Annotated in this window: 15 protein-coding genes, 1 tRNA gene and 1 riboswitch; of the genes, 9 read left to right on the top strand and 7 right to left on the bottom strand. The window is 70.8% G+C overall.

Annotation, left to right across the window (positions count from 1 at the left end):
* Position 1: 1 nt before the first annotated feature.
* Complete coding sequence (rdgB, locus tag AOK22_RS02885) at positions 2-604, top strand: RdgB/HAM1 family non-canonical purine NTP pyrophosphatase (RefSeq protein ID WP_055696932.1); 603 nt, start codon at positions 2-4, stop codon at positions 602-604.
* Between the two features lie 49 nt (positions 605-653).
* Here the strand turns inward: rdgB and AOK22_RS02880 are convergent.
* The 5 genes from AOK22_RS02880 to bcp all read right to left on the bottom strand — a co-directional run bounded on the left by AOK22_RS02880 (position 654) and on the right by bcp (position 4,308).
* Positions 654-736, bottom strand: a tRNA-Leu gene (locus AOK22_RS02880).
* Positions 737-744: 8 nt separating this feature from the next.
* Complete coding sequence (locus AOK22_RS39395; protein ID WP_079036294.1) at positions 745-1,431, bottom strand: HNH endonuclease; 687 nt, start codon at positions 1,429-1,431, stop codon at positions 745-747.
* Positions 1,428-2,069 (bottom strand): HNH endonuclease signature motif containing protein, encoded by a 642-nt coding sequence (locus tag AOK22_RS02875; RefSeq protein WP_055696931.1) that lies wholly within the window; start codon positions 2,067-2,069, stop codon positions 1,428-1,430. Before AOK22_RS02875 ends, AOK22_RS39395 begins: the two co-directional genes overlap by 4 nt.
* 137 nt (positions 2,070-2,206) lie before the next feature.
* Positions 2,207-3,703: a glycine betaine/L-proline transporter ProP gene (gene proP / locus AOK22_RS02870; protein WP_055696930.1), complete on the bottom strand. Its 1,497-nt coding sequence runs from the start codon at positions 3,701-3,703 to the stop codon at positions 2,207-2,209.
* A 137-nt stretch (positions 3,704-3,840) separates the two neighbouring features.
* A complete protein-coding gene (gene bcp, locus AOK22_RS02865) occupies positions 3,841-4,308 on the bottom strand; it encodes a thioredoxin-dependent thiol peroxidase (protein ID WP_055696929.1) in 468 nt (155 codons plus the stop codon).
* Between the two features lie 153 nt (positions 4,309-4,461).
* Between bcp and AOK22_RS02860 the strand changes: the two genes are divergently transcribed.
* From AOK22_RS02860 to AOK22_RS02850, 3 genes are all read left to right on the top strand, one after another.
* Positions 4,462-4,788: a DUF3618 domain-containing protein gene (locus tag AOK22_RS02860; protein ID WP_055696928.1), complete on the top strand. Its 327-nt coding sequence runs from the start codon at positions 4,462-4,464 to the stop codon at positions 4,786-4,788.
* 65 nt (positions 4,789-4,853) lie between these two features.
* Positions 4,854-5,198 carry a GroES family chaperonin gene (locus tag AOK22_RS02855; RefSeq protein ID WP_055696927.1) on the top strand — a complete coding sequence of 115 codons (345 nt, stop codon included), beginning with the start codon at positions 4,854-4,856 and terminating at the stop codon, positions 5,196-5,198.
* 71 nt (positions 5,199-5,269) lie between these two features.
* Positions 5,270-5,339: riboswitch (guanidine-III (ykkC-III) riboswitch) on the top strand.
* Between the two features lie 47 nt (positions 5,340-5,386).
* Entirely contained in the window at positions 5,387-5,707 is a 321-nt protein-coding gene (locus tag AOK22_RS02850; RefSeq protein WP_055568685.1) for a DMT family transporter, read from the top strand.
* Positions 5,708-5,727: 20 nt separating this feature from the next.
* Here AOK22_RS02850 and AOK22_RS02845 read toward each other — a convergent pair whose 3' ends face one another.
* Positions 5,728-8,007 carry a transglycosylase domain-containing protein gene (locus AOK22_RS02845; protein ID WP_055696955.1) on the bottom strand — a complete coding sequence of 760 codons (2,280 nt, stop codon included), beginning with the start codon at positions 8,005-8,007 and terminating at the stop codon, positions 5,728-5,730.
* 715 nt (positions 8,008-8,722) lie between these two features.
* Here AOK22_RS02845 and AOK22_RS02840 point away from each other — a divergent pair.
* From AOK22_RS02840 to AOK22_RS02825, 4 genes are read left to right on the top strand one after another with little or no spacing between them, the layout of a single operon-like run.
* Positions 8,723-9,544 (top strand): ABC transporter permease, encoded by an 822-nt coding sequence (locus AOK22_RS02840; protein ID WP_055696926.1) that lies wholly within the window; start codon positions 8,723-8,725, stop codon positions 9,542-9,544.
* Positions 9,537-10,385, top strand: a complete 849-nt coding sequence (locus AOK22_RS02835) for an ABC transporter permease (protein ID WP_237773569.1) — start codon at positions 9,537-9,539, stop codon at positions 10,383-10,385. The genes AOK22_RS02840 and AOK22_RS02835 overlap by 8 nt, the downstream gene beginning before the upstream one ends.
* A gap of 6 nt (positions 10,386-10,391) precedes the next feature.
* The gene (locus tag AOK22_RS02830; RefSeq protein ID WP_055696925.1) at positions 10,392-11,357 is read left to right on the top strand and encodes an ABC transporter ATP-binding protein; all 966 of its coding nucleotides are present in this window, start codon (positions 10,392-10,394) and stop codon (positions 11,355-11,357) included.
* Between the two features lie 10 nt (positions 11,358-11,367).
* A complete protein-coding gene (locus tag AOK22_RS02825) occupies positions 11,368-12,162 on the top strand; it encodes a DUF1707 domain-containing protein (protein ID WP_055696924.1) in 795 nt (264 codons plus the stop codon).
* 9 nt (positions 12,163-12,171) lie between these two features.
* On the opposite strand, the gene AOK22_RS02820 is transcribed toward AOK22_RS02825, so the two are convergent.
* On the bottom strand, positions 12,172-13,494 hold the full coding sequence (locus AOK22_RS02820) for an SGNH/GDSL hydrolase family protein (protein WP_055696923.1): 1,323 nt from the start codon (positions 13,492-13,494) through the stop codon (positions 12,172-12,174).
* 443 nt (positions 13,495-13,937) lie between these two features.
* Between AOK22_RS02820 and AOK22_RS02815 the strand changes: the two genes are divergently transcribed.
* On the top strand, positions 13,938-15,149 hold the full coding sequence (locus AOK22_RS02815) for a DUF445 domain-containing protein (protein WP_079036292.1): 1,212 nt from the start codon (positions 13,938-13,940) through the stop codon (positions 15,147-15,149).
* The last annotated feature ends 177 nt before the right edge of the window (positions 15,150-15,326 follow it).

The raw sequence follows: 15,326 nt of genomic DNA, 5'->3' as shown, positions 1-15,326 counted from the left end.
CATGACCCGCCTCATCCTCGCCACCCGCAACGCCGGCAAGATCACGGAACTGAAGGCGATCCTCGCCGACGCAGGCCTCGCGCACGACCTCGTCGGCGCGGACGCCTACCCCGAGATCCCCGACGTCAAGGAAACCGGCGTCACCTTCGCCGAGAACGCCCTGCTCAAGGCGCACGCCCTCGCCAAGGCCACCGGCCTGCCCGCCGTCGCCGACGACTCCGGCCTCTGCGTGGACGTCCTCGGCGGCGCCCCCGGCATCTTCTCCGCCCGCTGGGCGGGCCGCCACGGCGACGACCAGGCCAACCTCGACCTGCTCCTGGCCCAGCTCGGCGACATCGCCGCGGAACACCGCGGCGCCCACTTCGCCTGCGCCGCGGCCCTCGCGCTGCCCGACGGCACGGAGCGCGTGGTCGAAGGCCGCCTCCTCGGCACCCTCCGCACGTCCCCCGCCGGCACGGGCGGCTTCGGCTACGACCCGATCCTCCAGCCGGACGGCGACACCCGCACGTGCGCGGAGCTCACGGCGGCCGAGAAGAACGCGATCAGCCACCGCGGCAAGGCGTTCCGGGAGCTGGTGCCGGTGGTGCGGGAGCTGTTGGGCTGAGGAACGGCAGAGGGGGCCGTCCGATGCGGACGGCCCCCTCTGCTGTGTGTGCGGCCGATGGGAGTCGAACCCACATGGGCAAATGCCCCGAGGCACCTAAAACCTCTGCTTATACCATTCAGCAACGGCCGCGTGCCCGTCTATGGTACCGATGGCGCGGGGCGGCACTGCGGGCGACGCCGTTTCCCGCCTCTGCACCATGTGTCGGTGACCGCGTGGCAGTTGGGGCACAGCAGCCGAAGGTTCTCGCGCCGGTCGTCGCTCCCCTCTCCGTTGATGTGATCGATCTCCAGCGTCATGGGCCGACCGTTCCATTCGGGTGGGGTTCCGCACTCGGCGCAGAACTCGGGCACGCCGACCTCACGCAGGGCCCGGCGCAGGAGGGCGGTCTTGGTGCGACGTCGGCCGTCGTGTTTGACGAGCAGCTCGGTCGCCGTCTTCAGCGGCGTCGTCCCGGGCTTGTCCCGACGGTGGGCTTGGCCGAGGAAATGGGAGGTGCCGATCCCGTCCTCTGCCACCCATCGACGGAACAGGAGAGAGTGACGGCCATTCGTCGCGATACCCAGAATGCGCAGTGCTCCCGCGACGGACGAGGCCTGAGAGACCGCCTGCCGTAGTTTGTCGGGCGAAGGTCTGCGGCACGCTCCCCGCCGTGCACGGGGGAAGTGGGATACATCGATCCCGAAGTGGTCGAACCGCTTGAACAGATGGCTGCGGAGGCTCCCGTAAGGACGTGTTCCCAAGAAAGCGATGACCTCGTCGATGCCGGAACAGCTCTCGGCGGCCTCCGCCAGCAACTCCCGCGTATAGCGGACCGGCTCGCTCATGACCGGCGCCCCTTCCCGCGACCGCGATAGGTGTCCGTGGTCGAGTGGCAGTTGGGGCACAGCAGCCGAAGGTTCTCGATCCTGTTGTCGCGCCAGTCGCCGTCGATGTGGTCGACCTCCAGAGGCAGCGGATGCCCTCGCCACAGCGGTTCCGTTCCGCACATCGCGCACCGCTCTGCGACGCCGAGCTCGGTCATGGCCCGCCTGAGCCGGTCGCCCTGGATGCGTCGCGCGCTCGTCGGCTCCTGAGCGACCAGGAGGCGGTCCGGGCTGTGGCGCTGTCGGGGAATGCCGAGCCGGGACGGCTGCCGGAAGTGCGACGTATCGATGCCATACGCCTTGATGCCACGGGAGATGTTCGTGTGATGGCCGCCCACGACCTCGATTCCCAGGTGCCGCAGTACGTCGTTCACGCTCTTCGACGCGGCGACCGCAGGCTCGAGGACCTCACGGGTCCACCGCGTCCCCTCGCGCTCGAAGTGCGACATGTCCACCCCCAGCCTCCGCATCCGATCCCGCACGTACCCTCGCGTCGAACTCTTCGGATCCACCCCCACCTTTCCCAGCGCCTCGGACAGCGTCCGTGACGACTGGGCCGCCTCTTCCAGCCGCTCCTTGGTGTACCGACTGACCGGCATGTCGCCCTCCCTGTCTCGGCCGCACGTTCGCAGCCTCGTACAGAGCAACGAACCGCTTATCAGACAGTCACGCCCGAAAATGGAACGGCCCGCCCCGCTTGGCGGCGGGGCGGGCCGTTCCGGGCCGGAGGGGAGCGTCAGAACTTCGGCGCCGGGGCCTGGGCCTCGACCAGCTCTGCCGCCTCCTCCTTCGTCTCGACCGACGGAGGGGAGCCCGCCAGGGGCTTCTGGGCCGTTTCCTTCAGGCAGGCGACCGCGATGATGCCGACCAGCGCCGCTGCCATCGAGTAGTACGCGGGGACCAGGTCCGTGCCCGTGAGGCTGATCAGGGCCGTGATGACCAGGGGAGCCGTGCCGCCGAAGAGGGAGGCGGAGAGGTTGTAGCCCACCGAGAGGGAGCCGTAGCGGACCGGGGTGGGGAACAGGGCGGGCAGCGTCGCCGACATCGTGCCGAGCAGACAGACCAGGGAGAGACCGAGCAGCAGCATGCCGCCGGAGACCGCGAGCAGGCTGCCCTGCTTGATGAGGAGGAACGCCGGCAGGGACAGGACCAGGAAGCCCACCATGCCCGTCATCAGGAGCGGCTTGCGGCCGAAGCGGTCGGAGAGCTTGCCGACCTGAGTGATGATCAGCATCAGGACGACCATCGTGCCGATGAGGATCAGCAGGCCGTGCGAGTCGTCGTAGCCGAGTTCGTCGGAGAGATACGTCGGCATGTACGAGAGCAGCATGTAGTCGGTGACGTTGTACGCGCCGACCAGGGCGATGCACAGGAGCAGCGTCGGCCAGTACTCGCGGAAGATCTTCGCGAGGTCGCCCTTGGCGGTCGACTCGACGCTGGAGGCGCCCTCCGAGGCGGAGTGGTAGGTCTCGTCCTCCAGCTTCTGGAAGGCCGGCGTCTCGTCGAGGCGCAGCCGCAGGTAGAGGCCGACGAGGCCGAGCGGGCCCGCGACGAGGAACGGGACGCGCCAGCCCCAGGACTCCATGGTGTCGGAGCCGAGCGCGGAGTTGAGGACGAGGACGAGGCCCGCCGCGCCGGTGTAGCCGGCGAGGGTGCCCATCTCCAGGAAGCTGCCGAAGTAGCCGCGGCGCTTGTCGGGCGCGTACTCGGCGATGAAGGTCGAGGCGCCGCCGTACTCGCCGCCCGTGGAGAAGCCCTGGACGAGGCGGAAGAAGATCAGGAGGGCGGGCGCCCAGAAGCCGATCGTGTCGTAGGACGGGATCAGGCCGATGGCGAGCGTGCCGATCGCCATCATGATCATCGTCAGCGCGAGGACCTTCTTGCGGCCGATCTTGTCGCCCATCGGGCCGAAGACCATACCGCCGAGCGGGCGTACGAGGAACGACACCGCGAAGGTCGCGAACGACGAGATCAGCTGCGCCGTGTCGTTCCCGGACGGGAAGAACACATGGCCGATCGTGACGGCCAGATAACTGTAGATGCCGAAGTCGAACCACTCCATGGCGTTGCCGAGCGAGGCCGCCTTGACCGCTCGTTTGACCGCGGCCTCGTCCGTGACCGTGATGTCGGTGCGCCGCAGCGGTGGATTCCTGCGGCGTTTCACGGCCCGGAACAGGGCGCGATGGCGTTTGACCGCCTCGGCGTCGGCCTCGGTCTCTTCGTGGGCCGCCATGGAGTGGATCCTTTCGTTCTTCGGGCATGTTCCCCTGGGATCACTTGCTCCAAGATGGCCATGGCAAACGAAAGGCCCCCGGGAGGGGGCCTTCGTCACAGTGGGCGGCGCACGGCGCGTGCGTCACGGCGTGTCGGTCAGATGCCGAGGTCCTTGATGATCTTCGCCACGTGGCCGGTCGCCTTCACGTTGTAGAAGGCGTGTTCGACCTTGCCCTCCTCGTCGACGACGACGGTCGAGCGGATGACGCCGGTCACGACCTTGCCGTACAGCTTCTTCTCGCCGAAGGCGCCGTACGCCTCCAGGGTCTCCTTGGAGGGGTCCCCGACCAGCGTGACCTTGAGGTTCTCCTTCTCGCGGAACTTCGCGAGCTTCTCCGGCTTGTCGGGGGACACGCCGATGACGTCGTACCCGGCGGCCGCGAGCGCGTCGAGGTTGTCCGTGAAGTCGCAGGCCTGCTTGGTGCAGCCGGGGGTGAGGGCGGCCGGGTAGAAGTACACGATGACCTTGCGGCCCTTGTGGTCGGCCAGCGAGACGTCCTTGCCGTCGGCGTCGGGCAGGGTGAAGGCGGGGGCGGTGTCGCCGGGCTGGAGTCGCTCGCTCATGTCTCTCGGTCTCCTCGCGAGGGGGGCAGTGACGGTCACGAGCGTAATGGGGGTGCCGTGGGGTGCGGTGACCGTGAAGCTGACAGACTGTGGGGCAACAGACTGTGGGTCACACATTCACTCACTCTCGGATACGACCACGGAGGCAGCGCGGTGTCGGATGCGGATGCCAGGACCCCTGCGCAGATCGAGGCGGACATCAAGCGCCGGCGCGACCAGTTGGCCGAGACCCTCGACGAGATCGGGGTGCGGGTCCACCCGAAGACGATCGTCGGCGACGCGAAGGCGAAGGTCGTCGCGAGCGTGGACAACTCACTGGGCCGGGCGTACGTCGGGGCGAACCGCTTCGTCTCGGACGTCAAGGGGCAGCTCGTCACGGAGGACGGTTCGCCCCGTATCGAGCGCATCGTCCCGGTCGCCCTGGTGGCCGTGGGCCTCGTGGGGCTCCTCGTGGTGAGCTCGCGGCGGCGCGGCGACTGACCCCGTCCGGCACGGGAGCCGACCCGGGAGCCCACGGTTCCCGCCGGGACAGGTAGGTTCGGGGCGTGAGCGAGAAGACCCACCACGACGACAAGCTGCCCATCCGCATGCTGCACGACCGCGTGCTCGTGCGGCAGGACACCGGCGAGGGCGAGCGGCGCTCCGGCGGCGGCATCCTCATCCCCGCGACCGCGGCCGTGGGCCGGCGGCTCGCCTGGGCCGAGGTGGTCGCGGTCGGGCAGAACGTCCGTGCGGTCGAGCCGGGCGACCGGGTCCTGTACGACCCCGAGGACCGCGCCGAGGTCGAGGTGCGCGGCGTGGCCTACGTCCTGATGCGGGAGCGCGACTTGCACGCCGTGGCCGCCGACCGGTTCGAGGGCTCCGAGGACTCCACGGGCCTGTACCTGTAGACGGCGCCGCGCGCGTCAGCGGGCAGCCGTACGCGCAAGGGGCTGGTGACCATCGTCACCAGCCCCTTTTGCGCGGCCTTTGCTACCTTGGAGGGACCCCGACGAGACGCGCCGTACCGGGTTCCGCAAAGACGACGCACCCCCTTTCAAGCAACGCGTTCCGCGTTCCGTGTGTCGGAGGTGCCGTCATGGCCTGGGTTCTGTTGATCGTCGCCGGTCTGCTCGAGGTGGGCTGGTCGATCGGGATGAAGTACACCGACGGATTCACCCGGCTGTGGCCCAGCGTGTTCACGGGCGCGGGCATCGTCGCGAGCATGATGCTGCTGTCGCAGGCCGCCAAGACGCTGCCCATCGGTACCGCGTACGGCGTGTGGGTCGGCATCGGCGCGGCCGGCGCGGCGGTGCTGGGCATGGTGATCCTGGGTGAGCCCGTCACCGCCGCGCGCATCTTCTTCGTCTGTCTGCTGTTGGTGGCTGTGGTCGGCCTGAAGGCGACCTCCGGCCACTGACGCCCCCGAGGGGGCGGCGGCTAGCCGTCCGTGAGGCCGCCCAGCGCGCCGCCGTCCGTGGCGCCGCCGTCGGTGGCCGCGCCGCCCCCTCCCGTATCGGTGCCGCCGCCCGTCGGGCCGCCCTGGGTGGCGCCGCCGTCCGTCGCCCCGCCGTCCGTGGCGCCCCCGTCGGTGGTGCCCCCGGGGTCCTGTCCGCCGGTCTGGCCACCCGTCTGGCCGCCCGTCTGCCCACCGGTCTGGCCGCCGTTGTCCTGGCCCCCGGTGGTCGCGCCGCCGTTGTCCTGGCCGCCGGTCGTGGCGCCGCCGTTGTCCTGGTCACCCGTGGTGGCCCCGCCGTCCGTGGTGCCGCCGGTGTCCTGGTCGCCCGTGGTGGCGCCGCCCGTCGTCGGGTCGGGCACCGGCGGCAGGTCCGCGCCCTGCTCCAGCTCCAGGTCGAAGTCCTTGACGGGCTTGCCCTCCAGGGCGGCCTTGGTGAACTGCGCCCAGACGCGCGCCGGGTAGGCGCCGCCGTTGATGCGCTGCTCGCCGAGCGCGCCGTACAGCGGCGTATGCGCACCGGTGTCCGGGTCCTGGCCCATGACGGCGACCACCGTCGCGAGGTCCGGGGTGTAGCCGGCGAACCAGGCCGCCGTGTCGTTCTCCGCGGTGCCGGTCTTGCCCGCCGCGGGGCGGCCCGCGCCCTGCGCCGCCGTGCCGGTGCCGCCCTGGACGACGCTCTGCAGGATCGAGGTGGTGGTGTCGGCGGCCTCGCGGGACACGGCCTGCTCGGTGTCCTTGCCCGGCAGCTCGACCTCCGCGCCGTCCTTGGTGATCTTCTCGACGATCGTGTACGTGCCGTGCTTGCCGTGGTTGGCGAGCGTCGCGTACGCCTCGGTCATGTCCAGGACGCTCGCGGTGGACGGGCCGAGCGCGATGGAGGGGGAGGCGGTGAGGTCGGGGGTGCTCTCCGGGACGCCGAGGGCGATCGCGGTGTCCTTGACCTTGTCGGAGCCGACGTCGACGGCCATCTGCGCGTACACCGAGTTCACGGACTTGTCGGTGGCCTCGCTGACGGTGATGTTGCCGTAGGAGACCTGGTCCTCGTTCTCGGGGGCGTACGCGCCGCCGCTCCAGCCCTGCACGGGACGCTTGTTGGTGCCGTCGTAGACGGTGTTCGGGGTGATCGCGCGGCCGTCCTGGGTGACCGAGCCGTTCTCCACCGCGGAGGTGAACACGAACGGCTTGAAGGTCGATCCGACCTGGTAGTCGCGCCGCGTCGCGTTGTTGACATATTGCTTGGTGTAGTCGATGCCGCCGTACATCGCGACGACCTTGCCGGTGGCCGGGTCGATGGAGGCGCCGCCCGCGCGGACGTTGCGGTCGACCTTGCGCGCGTCCTTGTCGACCTTCGACATCACCTGGTCCTCGACGGCCTTCTTGAAGGCCTCCTGACGGTCCTTCTGGAGGGTCGTGGTGATGCGGTAGCCGCCCTTGGCCAGCGTCTCCTCGTCGATGATCTTGTTGGACGTCAGATAGTCCTCGACGGCCTTGACGACATAGCCGCGCTGCCCGGACAGGCCCGCCGCGCCCTTGGCCTCGTCGGGCATCGGGAACTTCATGCCGGCCCGGTCGGACCTGCTGAGCCAGCCCTCCGTGACCATGCCGTCCAGGACGTAGTTCCAGCGGCCCATGGCGCGGGACTTGTTCTCGGGGTGGGTGGCGACGTCGTACGCGTTGGGGGAGTTGAGCAGCGTCGCGAGGTAGGCGCCCTGGGCGACGGAGAGCTTCTCGACGTCCTTGCCGTAGTAGGCCTGGGCGGCGGCCTGGACGCCGTACGCGTTGCGGCCGAAGTAGCTGGTGTTCAGATAGCCCGCGAGGATGTCGTCCTTGCTCACCTCGCGGTCCAGCTTGATCGAGATGAAGAACTCCTTCACCTTGCGGGTGACCGTCTGCTCCTGGCCCAGGTAGTAGTTCTTCACGTACTGCTGGGTGATGGTGGAGCCCGACTGCTTGCCCTTGCCGGTGACGGTGTTCCAGGCGGCGCGGATCATCGCCTTGGGGTCGACCGCGGACTCCCCGTAGAAGTCGCGGTCCTCGGCGGCGAGCACGGAGTGCTGGACGGTGAGCGGGATCTGCTTGAGGGGCACCTTCTCGCGGTTGACCTCGCCGTCGCGGGCGATCTGGGTGCCGTCGGAGTACAGGTAGACGTTGCTCTGCTTGGTCGCCGCGGCGTTCGCCGGCGGGATGTCGACCAGCATGTAGCCAGCCATGAAGCCGCCGACGCAGAGCAGGATCAGCAGGATGAAGCCGCCGAGGACCATGCGCCAGGTCGGGAAGATCCGCCGCCAGCCCTTGCGCTTGGGGCGCTTGGCCTTTTTCGGCTTCTTCCCGTCGGTGCCGTCGGTGCCGTCGGCCGCGGGGCCGGAGGGCGCCGCCGCCGACGCGGCCGTCCCCGGGGCCGCCGCCCCGGCGCCCGCGCCCGCCGCCGCGCTCACGGCAGGGATCTGCGTGGTCCCGGCGTCGGGAGCAGCTCCGGCACCGGCTCCGTGACCAGCTCCGGTTCCGGCACCGGTTCCGGCTCCGGTCGCCGGGGAGTCGGCCCGGGGGCCCGTCCGAGGCCCCTCAGAGCCCGTCTCGGCGCCCTCCGAGCCCTTGGCCGCCGTTCCGGAGCCCGCCGCGCCCGCGGCGCCCGGGGGCGGCGTCTGCGCCTTCTTCGCGGCCGCGCCCTCCGCCGCTCCCTTCGCCCCCTCGGCCGGGTCCTCGGGGGTGCCGGCGGGCGTGTCCTGCGGCTCCCTGGGCGGCCGGCCCTGGTGTCCGGCAGGATCCTGCTGCTGCGGCTCGTCGCTCATCTCTCGCGGAACTCCCGGTTAGCGTCGTACGTCCAGTACGCCTCGTAAACCCCATTGCACACCGTCGCCACACCCCTTCGTGACCAGGCACGCGCCCCGGCGCCGAAAATGCCTGGCACGAGCGACACCGATCGCACTAGGCTCCGTCGCTTTGGTCCGATTCGGGACGAGGCTCACTGTGAAAGGGATGCTCGTGCGTACAGGACGGTTCCGTTTGTACGCGGCCGTCGCCGAAGGGGGCTTCCGGAGATACGCCACGTACCGGGTCGCGACGGCGGCCGGGGTGTTCACCAACACCGTCTTCGGGCTCATTCTCGCCTACACCTACCTCGCGCTCTGGGACGAGCGGCCCGGCCTCGGCGGATACGACCAGTCCCAGGCCCTCACCTACGTGTGGCTCGGCCAGGGCCTGCTCACCGTGATGGCGCTCATGGGCGGCGGCTTCGAGAACGAGCTGATCGAGCGAATCCGCACCGGCGACATCGCGATCGACCTGTACCGGCCCGTCGACCTCCAGGCCTGGTGGCTGGCGACCGACCTGGGCCGGGCCGCGTTCCAGCTGGTGGGGCGCGGGGTCCTGCCGATGGTCTTCGGAGCGTTCGTCTTCGACCTGACGCTGCCCCCGGACGCGCTGCGCTGGGCGGCGTTCCTGCTCGCCGTGGTGCTCGGCGTGCTGGTCAGCTACGCGATCCGCTTCCTGGTCGCGCTCTCCGCGTTCTGGCTGATGGACGGCGCGGGTGTGACGCAGATCGCGATGCTCGCGGGCACGTTCTTCTCCGGGATGCTGCTGCCGCTGAACGTCTTCCCGGGCGCGCTCGGCGAGTTCGCCCGCGCGCTGCCCTGGTCGGCGCAGCTCCAGGTGCCCGCCGACGTGTTCCTCGGCACGTACACGGGCGCCGGGCTGCTGCGCGCGTACGCCTTCCAGATCGGCTGGGCGGCGGCGCTGCTCACCGCCGGGCGGCTGCTCCAAGTGGTCGCCACACGACGGGTGGTGGTCCAGGGTGGCTGAGTCGACCCGCCGGCCCGCGGCGGACCGGGTGAGCCGGGTGCGGGACGGGCTGCGCGCCTACCGGCTGATCTCCGCCATGTGGATCCGCTCCCTCATGGCGTACCGCATGTCGTTCGCGATGACCGCGCTCGGCAACCTCGCGGTGACCGCCTTCGACTTCGTGGCGATCCTGCTGATGTTCTCGCAGGTGGACCGCCTCGGCGGCTACGCGCTGCCCGAAGTGGCGTTCCTGTACGGCGTCTCGTGCACCGCGTTCGGGCTCGCCGACCTCGTGATCGGCTCCATGGACCGGCTGGGCCGGCGGGTGCGCGACGGGACGCTGGACACGCTCCTGGTGCGGCCCGCCCCGGTGATCGCGCAGGTCGCCGCCGACCGCTTCGGGCTGCACCGGATCGGCCGCGTCACCCAGGGCGCGCTCGTCCTCGGGTACGCCCTCGTGGCCGTGGACGTCGACTGGAACGTGCTCAAGGTCCTGATGGTGCCGCTGATGCTGGTGTGCGGCGCGGTCATCTTCGGGTCCGTGTTCGTGGCGGGCGGCGCCTTCCAGTTCGTGGCGCAGGACGCGGCCGAGGTGCAGAACGCCTTCACGTACGGCGGCACGACCCTGCTCCAGTACCCGCCGACCGTCTTCGCCAAGGAGCTGCTGCGCGGCGTGACGTTCGTGCTGCCGCTCGCCTTCGTCAACTGGCTGCCCGGCCTGTACGTGCTGGGCCGGCCCTATCCGCTGGACCTGCCCCGGTGGGTGGCGTTCACGCCGCCGCTGGTGGCCGTCTGCACGCTCGCCCTGGCCGGTCTGGCCTGGCGCGCGGGCCTTCGTTCGTACCGCAGCACAGGGAGCTGAACCGCCGTGGAACCAGACCTCATCGAGCTCGAAGGCGTCGAGAAGGTCTTCGACGTACGCAAGAAGACCGGGTTCCTGCGGCGCGAGCGGCACCAGGTGCGGGCCGTCGACGGGATCTCCTTCACGGTGCCGCGCGGCGAGATGGTCGGCTACATCGGGCCCAACGGCGCCGGGAAGTCGACGACCATCAAGATGCTGACGGGCATCCTCACGCCGAGCGGCGGCCGGCTGCGCGTCGCGGGCATCGACCCGTCCCGCGAGCGCACCCGCCTGGCCCGGCGCATCGGCGTCGTCTTCGGGCAGCGCACGACGCTGTGGTGGGACCTGCCGCTGATCGACTCGTACCGCCTGATGCACCGCATGTACCGCATCCCCGACGGGCGCTTCGCCGAGAACCTCGACCGGTGCGTCGAACTGCTCGAACTGGGCGCGCTGTTGGACGTCCCCGTGCGCCAGCTCTCGCTGGGCCAGCGGATGCGCGGCGACATCGCCGCGGCGCTGCTGCACGACCCGGAGGTGCTGTACCTGGACGAGCCGACGATCGGCCTGGACGTCATCAGCAAGGCGAAGGTACGGGAGTTCCTGCGGGACCTGAACGCCGAGTCGGGCACGACGGTCCTGCTCACCACGCACGACCTGACCGACATCGAGCAGCTGTGCAAGCGCGTGATGGTGATCGACCACGGCCGGCTGATGTACGACGGCGCGCTGGCGGGGCTGCACGAGGTGGGGGAGAGCGAGCGCACCCTGGTCGTGGACCTGGAACGCGAACTTCCGCCGATCGAGGCCGAGTCGGCGCGCGTGGTGAAGGTGGAGGGTCCGCGCCAGTGGCTGGCCTTCCCGGCGGCGGAGTCGGCGGCTCCGCTCGTCGCGCGGATCGCGGAGCGCTACCCGATGGTCGATCTCTCGGTCAGGGAACCGGACATCGAGGCGGTCATCGCCAAGATGTACGGGGAGAAGGCTACCTCGTAGGCTGCACCGTATGAGCGAAGCCGCATCCTCCGGGGGGACGCCCCCCGAGCACCCCGGGCGTGACCTGAGGGCCTCCGACGCCGACCGCGAGCGGGTCGCCGAACAGCTCCGGGACGCGATGGCCGAGGGCCGTCTGGACATGACGGAGTTCGAGGAGCGCCTCGACGCGACCTACAAGGCGCGTACGTACGGCGAGTTGGAGCCGATCACCCGCGACCTGCCGTCGCACGGCGCCGCCAAGGTGTCCATGGTGAAGCGGCCGGTGGACGCGGACCCCGCCGCCATCGACTGGGACCAGCGGATGGTGACCGGCGAGCCGTCGTCGGTCGGCGGCTTCGCCTTCTGGAGCGGGTTCGGCCGCAAGGGCGGCTGGACGGTCGGGCGGGTGTTCACCGCGTTCGCGATGTGGGGCGGCGGCGAGATCGACCTGCGCGAGGCCTACTTCGCCTCGCCCGACGTGGAGATCCGCTGCTTCACGATCATGGGCGGCCTGCAGGTCATCGTGCCGCCGGAGATGAACGTCGTGGTCAAGGGCTTCGGCATCATGGGCGGCTTCGACGACCAGGCGACGGGCGTCGGTACGCCCGGCTCACCCCGCGTGGTCGTCAAGGGCGTGGCCCTGATGGGCGGCGTGGGCGTGGACCGCAAGATCCGCAGGACGGAGAAGCTGCGGATCAAGGAGGAGCGGCGCCAGGCGCGGCTGGAGGCCCGTGAGGAGCGCCGCGCGGCGCACTGGGAGCGCGCCGAGCAGCATCGCCTTCGGCAGGAGGAACGGCACCGCCTGGAGCGCGGGGACCGGGACTGAGGCGGTGCGCTACAGCTCCGCCGCGGCCGACCCCTTCAGGTGGGCCAGGTCGAACGTCTCCGCCATCCGGCGGTAGCCGGCGTCGGACGGGTGCAGGTGGTCGCCCGAGTCGTACAGCGGCCGCAGCTTGCGCGGGTCGTACGGATCGCGCAGCGCCCGGTCGAAGTCGACGTGGTCGTCGAAGACCTTGCCCGAGCGGATCTGCTCGTTCACCGACTGGCGGACCGCCTCCAGCGCGGGCTCGTACCCGCGGTGGCCGCCGAACGGCATCAGCGTCGCGCCGACCACGCGCAGCCCGCGGGTGTGCGCCTGCCGGGTCAGCTCGCGCAGGCCCTCGACGATGCGGTCCGGGTCGTTCTGGTGCGGGTTGCGCAGGATGTCGTTGACGCCGAGCGCTATCACGACGGCCTTGACGCCGGTGCGGTCCAGGACGTCGCGGTCGAAGCGGGAGAGGCCGGACGGGTTGGCGGCGGGGCTGCCGCGCCCGTCGGACAGGATGCGGTTGCCGCTGATGCCCTGGTTCACGACGCCGTAGCGCGGCGCGCCCGACTCGGCGCGCAGCCGGTCGGCGAGCACGTCGGTCCAGCGGCGGTTGGCGCCCATCGTGGAGGAGATGCCGTCGGTGATGGAGTCGCCGAAGACGACGACGGTGCCGTCCGTCTCGTTGCTGAGCACGTCCACCGCCGAGAGGTAGCGCCAGAACGGGCTCTGCTCGGTGTACGCGGCGCCGCTCTGGTCCTCGGTGCGGTCGCCGTCGGCGACGTAGCTGATCTGGCGCGCGTGCGGGTGGTAGGTGACCGGGCCCGACGGGGTGGGCGAGTAGGTGGTGACCAGGAGGTCCGCGTCGTGCGGGACGCGCAGCCGGGCCGCGTCGCTCATCACCTGGGCGCCCGGCGGGACGACCACCGAGGTGTTGCCGTTGAAGGTGAGGCGGCGCAGCGTGCCGGGCGCGGCGGCCGGGTCGTTCGTGGCGGAGGCCAGGGCGACCGAGGCGTGCGTGACGCTGAGCGGCGTGGTGCCGTAGAGGTTCGAGAGGGTGATGCGGGCGCTGGTGCCGCCGACGCTCGTGTGCACGACGTTGCGGATGGAGCGGCCGGCGAACCCCTTCTGCGCGGTGCCCGGTTCGGCGCCGGCGGGCGAGGCCGACCAGGAGCCGACCCAGGTGCCGGAGGAAGCGGGCGCGGCGGAGTTGCGCGGGGTGCGCGGACCCGCGCTGATGGAGTCCTTGGAGCTGTCGTCGGTGCCTGAGACACCGAGGTATATCGCGGCGGAAACCACCACTATGACCGCGAGGACCGCGGCGAGAAGGGCATAACCGTGACGCTTGGTCATGCGGGCTCTTTCTCCTCGGGCAGGGGGAGCCCCGAGGCTCCGGTGTGATCACCCCATGATGCGTCATGGGCCGTGAGGCGGCCGACACTGCCCCCCTCCGTCCTCTCAGACGCCGGGAACTTGTCGTCCGTTCCAGGAGTAGGTCAGGAAGGGGCGCATGACACACGGACATGGGGACAATCAGGACACAGGACGTGGGAACCATGCGGATGAGGACGAGGCGAACGGGCCGGGTGGAGTGAGTGGAACGCACAAAAGCGGAGGAAGTGACTGAAACGGACGAGGGGAGCCGTGGGCAGCATGCCCGTGAAGTTCGCTCTTCAAGCGGCGCCCCGTTCGGAGCAGGCGGTGCCCCCGTCGGCGTAGGAGGCGGTGCTCCTGTCGGCGCGGGCGGCTTCACGTACAGCGCGGCCGACGAGGAGAAGCGCCGCGGCGTCCGCCGGATGAAGATCACGGCGACGGGCCTGCTCGTCTTCGTCGCGCTCGTCTACGTCCTGGCGAAGTGGGCGCAGAACTCCGGCGCCGGCCCCTGGGCGGGGTACGTCGCCGCCGCGGCCGAGGCCGGCATGGTCGGCGCGCTCGCCGACTGGTTCGCCGTGACGGCTCTCTTCCGCCACCCGCTGGGCATCCCCATCCCGCACACGGCGATCATCCCGAACAAGAAGGACCAACTGGGCGCCTCCCTCGGCGACTTCGTCGGGGAGAACTTCCTCTCCGCCGACGTCGTGCGCGGCCGGCTGCACGCGGTGGGCATCGGCGGCCGCCTCGGCGCCTGGCTCGCCGAGCCCGCGCACGCCGACCGCGTCACCGCCGAGCTCGCCACGGCCCTGCGCGGCGCCCTGACCGTCCTGCGCGACTCCGACGTGCAGGCCGTCGTCGGCGAGGCCGTCACGCGCCGCGCCGACGCCCAGGAGATCGCCCCCGGCATGGGCAAGATGCTGGAGAAGGTCGTCGCGGACGGCGGCCACCGGCGCGTCGTCGACCTCGTCTGCGTCCGCGCCCACGACTGGCTGGTCGAGCACGCCGACTCGGTGATGGACGCGGTGCAGGGCGGCGCGCCCGGCTGGACCCCGCGGTTCGTCGACAAGAAGGTCGGCGAGCGGGTCTACAAGGAGCTGCTCCGCTTCGTCACCGAGATGCGGGACATGCCCGAGCACCCCGCGCGCGGCGCCGTCGACCGCTTCCTCACCGACTTCGCCGCCGACCTCCAGTCCGACTCGGACACCCGCGAACGCGTGGAGCGCCTCAAGCGGGAGATCCTCGCCCGCGGCGAGGTGCAGGACCTGATCGCCTCGACGTGGTCGGCGGTGCGTTCCATGATCGTGGCCGCCGCCGAGGACGAGCGCAGCGAGCTGCGGCTGCGCGTGCGGGCCTCGCTGCTCTCGCTCGGCGCGCGGATGGCGACGGACAGCCGGCTCCAGCAGAAGGTCGACGGCTGGGTGGAGGGCGCGGCGGTCTACGTGGTCACGACGTACCGCGACGAGATCACCTCGCTCATCACCGACACGGTGGCGGGCTGGGACGCGGAGCACACCTCGAAGAAGATCGAGGCGCACATCGGCCGTGACCTGCAGTTCATCCGGATCAACGGCACGGTGGTCGGCTCCCTGGCGGGGCTCGCGATCTATACGGTGTCGCGGCTGCTGGGGGCGTAGGCGGGGTGCGGGTGCGGGCGGGTGCGTGCGGGCGCAGGCGGGTGCGGGTTTAGGGCGGCGCGGGCGTAAGACGGCACGGGCGTAGGGCGCCGCGGGCGTAGGAGGGCGATTCCCGGGGACCCGGAGGGACACCCCCGCGCCCCCCGTGACCTCCGCCCCTGTCGCGTATACACATCT

It is taken from the genome of Streptomyces silaceus (assembly GCF_001419745.1).
Taxonomy (GTDB): domain Bacteria; phylum Actinomycetota; class Actinomycetes; order Streptomycetales; family Streptomycetaceae; genus Streptomyces; species Streptomyces silaceus.
The sequence above is the reverse complement of the archived record's forward strand: the minus strand, read 5'-3'. Positions and strand labels throughout refer to the sequence as shown.